Source organism: Mesorhizobium sp. M7A.F.Ca.US.006.04.2.1 (assembly GCF_004022915.1).
Classification (GTDB): Bacteria; Pseudomonadota; Alphaproteobacteria; order Rhizobiales; family Rhizobiaceae; genus Mesorhizobium; species Mesorhizobium ciceri.
Genome location: NZ_RZQA01000301.1, coordinates 1 through 6,745, shown reverse-complemented (window position 1 = coordinate 6,745; position 6,745 = coordinate 1). Strand labels below are relative to the sequence as shown.

General features: G+C 62.1%; 5 protein-coding genes and 1 pseudogene. 4 read left to right on the top strand and 2 right to left on the bottom strand.

Annotation, left to right across the window (positions count from 1 at the left end; all coding sequences use genetic code 11):
• A pseudogene (locus EN925_RS17320) lies at nt 1–300 on the top strand (hypothetical protein); the annotation flags it as partial.
• A gap of 38 nt (nt 301–338) precedes the next feature.
• Here the strand turns inward: EN925_RS17320 and EN925_RS17315 are convergent.
• Entirely contained in the window at nt 339–1,796 is a 1,458-nt protein-coding gene (locus EN925_RS17315) for an NCS1 family nucleobase:cation symporter-1 (protein ID WP_128336738.1), read from the bottom strand.
• Nucleotides 1,797–2,035: 239 nt separating this feature from the next.
• Nucleotides 2,036–2,938, bottom strand: a complete 903-nt coding sequence (locus tag EN925_RS17310; protein ID WP_024503328.1) for a LysR substrate-binding domain-containing protein — start codon at nt 2,936–2,938, stop codon at nt 2,036–2,038.
• A 247-nt stretch (nt 2,939–3,185) separates the two neighbouring features.
• Here EN925_RS17310 and EN925_RS17305 point away from each other — a divergent pair, with 247 nt between their 5' ends.
• From EN925_RS17305 to EN925_RS17295, 3 genes are all read left to right on the top strand, one after another.
• Nucleotides 3,186–4,697: a leucyl aminopeptidase gene (locus EN925_RS17305; RefSeq protein WP_127384862.1), complete on the top strand. Its 1,512-nt coding sequence runs from the start codon at nt 3,186–3,188 to the stop codon at nt 4,695–4,697.
• A 52-nt stretch (nt 4,698–4,749) separates the two neighbouring features.
• A complete protein-coding gene (locus EN925_RS17300; protein ID WP_013531728.1) occupies nt 4,750–5,655 on the top strand; it encodes a proline iminopeptidase-family hydrolase in 906 nt (301 codons plus the stop codon).
• Nucleotides 5,656–5,673: 18 nt separating this feature from the next.
• Nucleotides 5,674–6,745, top strand: a 1,072-nt coding sequence (locus EN925_RS17295) for an ABC transporter substrate-binding protein (protein WP_164894251.1), incomplete at its 3' end; no start/stop codon positions are given.

The window sequence follows — 6,745 nt, the reverse complement described above, 5'->3', positions numbered from 1 at the left end:
GCCGAGGACTGGCTGAAGCTTGCCGCCGGCAATCCGTTCCCGGCCGATTCGGCCAAAGCAGGCGATCAGGTGGCTGTACGGGTGATGCGCAAGCCTGCGCCCGTGGAGGCCGTGACGGGGCTCCAGGCCTATGCCGGCGTGGATGAAAAAGTGACTTCGGTCGGCGGCGACATCTGGGTCGTCTTTTCGCGCGAGAGGCCAAGCTCGCGGCTGCTTGCGGCGATGAATCACAAGCGCATGGGCACGGGCACGTCGCGCAACTGGAACACGGTGCGCAGATTGGCCGAGATGCTCGGGTAGGTTTTGGGGCGGCTCTCGCCGCCCCAAAATTCACCTTGTCAGGCCTTCGCGGTCCTGGCGCCGGCGCCCAAAGCGGCGGTGCGCAGCACGTAGTAGATGATGCCGGCGATCGCCACGCCGAAGAACCAGCCATAGACACCCCACCAGGACGGCAGCCAGTTGGTGAAGTTGGGCAGGATCGACGAGAAGATGGCGCCGATGCCCGCGGCGATGAAGGCGTTGACGTGCCAGCCGCCCTGGAAGCGGAATTCGCCATCTTCGCGATAAAGCGCCTCGACGTCGACCTCACCCTTCCGGATCAGGTAGTAGTCGACCATCATCACCCCGAAGATCGGCCCCATCGTCGCGCCGATGATGTTGACGAAGGAAGCCGCACTGCCTTCCCATGGCGCGAAGGGATAGAGCAGCAGGGCGATCACGGCCGCGATATAGCCGCCCTTCTTGAAGTCGATCTGCCTGGGAAAGACATTGGAGAAGTCGAAGGCCGGCGAGACGAAGTTCGCCACGACGTTGATGCCAAGCGTTGCTACCGCAAAGGTCAGGGCTGCGAGCGCCGCCAGGAACCAGCTGTCGAATTTCGCCGAGATCTGGTCGGGATGCAGCAGCACCTCGCCATAGACGTCAAAGGCGGCAATGGTGGTGACGCCGGCCACCAGAGAAAACAGGATCAGGTTGATCGGCAGGCCCCAGATGTTGCCCTTGCGCAGCGATGCCTTGTCAGGCGCGTAACGGGCGAAATCGCAGAAATTGAGATAGAGCGCCGAGAAATAGGTGACCCAGATCGCGGCCACCGCAAACAGCGAGGTCCAGGAGCCAGGCGTGCCGGGCACGCCCGCATCCTTCGTCTTGTCCAGCAGCACGTCCATGGGGATGTCGCTGGTGAAGGCAAATCTCCCGGATTTGACACAGAGATAGATCGCCAGGATCAGCATCATCACCCACACCGCGGGGCCGGCCCAATCCTGGAAGCGGCGGACCGTTTCCATGCCGTTCTGGATGATCAGCAATTGCAGCCCCCAGATGACCACGAAGCAGATCACCTCCAGGCCGGTATGACCGAGGAAGTGCGTGCTGGCGTTGAAATCGGCGAACCATTGCGTGCAGATCAGCAGCGCCACGATCGCGCCCGAGGCGGCGGCAGTCTGCGCGCCGTACCAGAAGCAGGCGACGACGGCGCGCGCCAGCGCCGGTATGTTGGCGCCCCAGATGCCGAAAGAGGCGCGGGCAAGCACGGGGTAGGGCACGCCCGTCTTCACGCCGGCATAGCCGACCATGTTCATCAGCGCGTAGATGATCAGCGAGCCGATGCCTATGGCGATGATGAAATTGACGAAGCCGCCGCAGAACAGGAACAGACTGGCGGCAAGATAGTAGCCCCAAAGGCTGTGGACGTCCGACGTCCAGACGTTGAAGATCGAGAATGGTCCCCAGTTTCGAACTTTGGCCGGAGCCAGATCCTCGTTGTACAGATCAGGTGAAGCACCCTGTATCGTCATGGCAATGTTCCCCTTTTGCAGCACGCGCCCTCACGCGTTGGCCGCGTGCAGGTTAAGCCTGCCGCAGGGGAACCGACAAGCAACCTATTTGCCGGCTTTGGCCTTAAAGATATTCAATGAGAACTGCGATTATCGATGCACGGCGATGGTGGGTCATCGCTGAACCACGGATGAGTCGAGGTTCGACGCGGGGATTCCAATCTGAAGCGGTGGCTCCCGACATCTTCGGTTGGGGGCATCTAAGCGATTGCCATCACCTGCTTGTGGTCCGCGACCTCGGCGAGCAGCCAATCCTGAAACAGACCGGTGCCTGGCTTGTTGCCGATGCTGCGACGCTGATGCAGGTAAATGCCGGCCGGATAGGTGTGGCGGGCACGGAACGGCGCGACCAGCTTGCCTTGCTGCAGAAAATCTTGCGCCATCATCGTGTCCGCAAGCGCTATTCCGGCGCCATTGATCGCTTCGCGCATGATCAGGGTGCAATCATCCAATGTTGTGCTGGATTTTGGCGTCGTTTCCAGAACGCCTTCCTGCTCCAGCCAACGCTTCCATCTCATGGTTTCGCATTCATGGATCAGATGATGATTGACCAGATCGGCCGGCGATCGCAGCGGCACAGGCCCCTCCAGAAGCGAAGGCGCACAGACCGGCGTCAAAAGCAGCGGGATCAGCAGCGTCAGAGCCGGGCCGGCCTTGTAGACGAACTCGTCGACAATGGCCAAATCGAAGTTGGCGCGCTTGCCTGAAGTGGAGATCTCCAGATCCACCGACGGATGCAACCGGCGAAAGTTCGGCAACCGGTCCGCCAGCCAAAGGTTCAGAACGGTGGGCACGCACAAGACCCGGACACGTTGGATCTTGCCGTGGCGCGACCCCTCGGAGAGGCTGACGTCATCGGTGGCGCGCCAGATCGCTTCGAATGCCTCCGAGAGGCTGCGCGCATAGTAGGAGCCCCTTATGGTTGGCGTTATCTGGCGAAAACCGCGTTCGAACAGGTCTTGGCCAAGATTTCGTTCAAGCGCGCGGATGTGCCGGCTGACAGCCGAGGGTGTCAGATGCAGTTCTTCCGCCGCGTCCTTGACGCTGCCGAGGCGAGCGGCGGCCTCGAAAGCGCGCATGCCATTGAGTGAGGGAAGGGCCATTGGCCGATCATGAATTGTGAGTTGAGTTTTTGTCAATCGACATGGGCGGAATTCGCGTTTGATCGCCTGCCCTGTTAGGGGATACCCAGACGACAAGAGCAATTAAGTCGTCTCAAGAAAGCGACTATTTGGGGACCGGCATTATACCACGAACGGCGGAGACCGGCTTGACCAGTCTCCACCGGAGTGAGCGAAGCGTTGCTCGCTACCCGGCTGGTATTGCCGCAATTGAAGAGAGCGCCAGCCTATGCCTCAATCGCCAGCGCCGGTTTTCGAGACCGCGGACGAGATTTCCGCCGCCTCCGTCGTCGTGATCTTGCAAACTGCCCAAACAGGCTTCGGCCCGCGGGCGTCCACCCTGGATGCCGAGATGGGCGGGATTCTCTCGCGCGCCTGCTCCGACCCGGCCGCCTTGGCCGAATCCGGCACCTGCATCGATCTTATTGCCCCGCAGTCCGTATCGACCAAGCGCGTGGTCGTCCTGGCCCTGGGCAAAGCTGAAGCCGTAACCACCCTGTCACTGGCGCGCGCCGGCGGTCTGCTTGCCGCGCATCTCGAGGGCAAGGGGGAATGCGCGCCCACCCTGGTCCTGGACCCGATCGCCGGCGTTGACCTGCCCGGCGCCGAAATCCTGGCGCGTGTCGCGCTTGGCATGCGGCTGCGCCGCTATCGTTTCGATATGCGCAACCGGCGGCAAGGGGCGGGAGCGGATAGAACCTTGCGGGTGAAACTGGTAGGGGCTCGCGGCCCGGATCTGACAGCGGCGCTGGCGCGGATCAATGCCATCGCCGACGGCGTCGAATATGCACGCACCCTGGTCAACCTGCCGCCGAACCACCTCCATCCCGACAATTTCCACGATCATCTTGAGCCCCTGCGTGAAGCCGGCATCGACATCGAAATGCTTGATGCCGCGCAACTGAAGGAGCTCGGCATGAACGCGCTTCTTGCTGTCGGATCGGGCTCGGCGCGCCCGCCGCGGGTCGCTGTCCTGCGCTACCGGGGCAAGGGTGCTCCCGCCCAACCACTCGCTTTCGTCGGCAAGGGCGTCTGCTTCGATTCGGGCGGCCTCTGCATCAAGGGCGGAGCGCAGATGTTCGACATGAAAGCCGACATGGGCGGAGCGGCCGCTGTGGTCGGCCTGCTGATCGCGCTCGCCCGGCAAGGCAGCCCGGTACACATTGTCGGTGTTCTCGGCATCGCGGAGAACATGCCATCCGGCACGGCGCTCAAACCGCGCGACATCATCACGACGGCGTCCGGACAGACAGTGGAAGTGTTCGACACGGATGCGGAGGGACGCCTGCTTCTGGCCGACTGCCTCCACTATGCAGCCACGCGCTTCAACCCTTTAGTGATCGTCGATCTGGCAACGCTGACCTATTCGGTGACGCGTGGGTTGGGGTCGATATTCGCCGGCCTGTTCAGCACCGACGATGCCATCGCGTCACAGATGATCGCGGCCGGAGAAACGGTCGGCGAGCGGTTCTGGCGGCTGCCGCTCGATCGGGCCTACGACGAGGGCCTGCAATCGCCGTTCGCGGACCTGCGGCATCATGCCAAGGATATGGAAGATGGCGATGCTCCCTATGCCGCAGCCTTCCTGCGCCATTTCACGGAAGATCGCCCCTGGGTGCATCTCGACATCGCCAGCAAGGAACTGACCGACTCCGATCGGCCGCTCGGCAGGCAAGGTGCCACGGCATTTGGCGTGCAGATGCTGGAAGAGTGGGTGCAGGTCACCCGTAACATGAGTTAGGCGCCTGCCGCCGCGGACGATAAAAGTACCTTCAATCGCACTGGGAATTGGGATGTCATCTGAGATCATCGGCATGGAAGGACGGGCCACTTTCGGCGCCTACGAGACCTGGTATCGGGTCAGTGGCGAACTCGGCGGCGAAAAGGCGCCTGTGGTGATCCTGCATGGCGGCCCGGGCGTCGCCCACAATTATGTCGATGCCTACAAGCTTCTTGCGCGAAGGGATCGCGCCGTCATCCACTACGACCAGTTGGGCTGCGGCAATTCCACCTTGCTGCCTGAGAAAGGCGCCGATTTCTGGACACCCCGGCTGTTCATCGACGAGCTTGAAAACCTCGTCGACCACCTCGGCATTCGGACAGGCTTCCACGTGCTCGGCCAGAGCTGGGGCGGCATGCTGGGCGCGGAATATGCCGTGACGCGGCCGCAAGGCCTGAAATCGCTGACCATAGCCAACTCACCGGCTTCCATGAAACTGTGGGTCGAAGAGGCCAACCGGCTGCGTGCGGATCTGCCCGCGGATGTGCAGGAGACCCTGACCCGACACGAACAGGCCGGCACGACGGACGATGCGGCTTACCAGGCTGCGACGATGGTGTTCTACGAGCGGCATGTCTGCCGGGTCGTGCCTTTCCCGCCCGAAGTCACGGAAAGTTTCGCCCAGGTCGTGCGCAATCCGACCGTCTATAATCTGATGAATGGGCCAAACGAGTTCCATGTCATCGGAACGCTGAGGAACTGGAGCATCGTCGAGCGCCTGCCGGCCATCGATGTTCCCACACTGATCATCTCCGGACGTCACGACGAGGCCACGCCCGCGACCGTGCAGCCCTACAAGGACGGCATCAAGGGGTCTCGCTGGGAGATATTCGAGCATTCCAGCCACATGCCGCATGTCGAAGAGCAAGATGCGTGCATGCGGGTGGTGGGAGACTTCCTGGACCACAACGATAACTGAAAAAAGGGGAATCAAGACATGAAGAAACTGCTTCTGGCGGCAACAGCCGCGGCATTGCTGGCCGGTACATGGCTGGCCCCGGCACAGGCCGAATATCTCAAGGAGCACCGAGGCGGCACCATCCGCCTGCTGGCCCGCTCCGCGGCCGGAACGCTCGATCCGCACATCAATTACACGGACCAGGGCTGGCAGATGTACCAGCCGATCTATGACGGCCTGGTGGCCTTCCGCAAGGCCGAGGGCATGGACGGCTTCACCATCGTCCCCGATCTGGCCGAGGCCCTGCCGCAGGTCAGCAATGACGGCAAGACCTTCACCTTCAAGCTGCGCAAGGGCATCAAGTTCTCCAGCGGCCAGGATCTTGGCGTAAAGGACGTCGTCGCTTCTTTCCAGCGCATATTCAAGGTTTCCGGACCCACCTCCGGCACGTTCTATGCCGGCATCGTCGGGGCCGACAAATGCCTGGCCGACACCAAGAGCTGCACGCTGGAAGGCGGCGTTGTCGGCGACGAAGCGGCCGGCACCATCACCATCAACATCACCAAGCCGGATGCCGAGCTGCTCTACAAGCTTGCCTTGCCGCATGCCATGGTCCTGCCGGCGGACACGCCCGCTGAAGACATGGGTTCCAAGCCCATTCCCAGCACCGGCGCGTACATGATCTCCGCCTTCGACCCGAACAAGGGCATGACGGTTTCCCGCAACCCCAATTTCAAGCAGTGGAGCGAAGAAGCCCAGCCGGACGGCTATCCGGATGTCGTCCAATATGATTTCGGCCTGTCCGAAGAGGCAGCCGTCACCGCGATCCAGAACGGCGAAGCGGACTGGATGTTCGACGCTCTGCCGAGCGACCGCCTGGGCGAACTGGGCAGCAAGTCCATGGACCAGTTGCACATCTCACCGCTTTCGGCTTGGTGGTACGCGCCGCTGAACAACCGTCTCGCACCCTTCGACAACGAAAAAGCCCGCCAGGCCGTTGCCTATGCGATCGATCGCAACACGCTGGTCAAGCTGTTCGGCGGCAAGGTGCTGGCTTCGCCGGTCTGCCAGGTCCTGCCTCCGGACTTCCCCGGCCATGAAGACTATTGCC

Bases quoted from the DNA above. Each gene is read 5' to 3' on its own strand.
- EN925_RS17310 (WP_024503328.1), bottom strand. From the start codon at position 2,938: ATGGCCCTTCCCTCACTCAATGGCATGCGCGCTTTCGAGGCCGCCGCT.
- EN925_RS17300 (WP_013531728.1), top strand. From the start codon at position 4,750: ATGTCATCTGAGATCATCGGCATGGAAGGACGGGCCACTTTCGGCGCC.
- EN925_RS17305 (WP_127384862.1), top strand. From the start codon at position 3,186: ATGCCTCAATCGCCAGCGCCGGTTTTCGAGACCGCGGACGAGATTTCC.
- EN925_RS17315 (WP_128336738.1), bottom strand. From the start codon at position 1,796: ATGACGATACAGGGTGCTTCACCTGATCTGTACAACGAGGATCTGGCT.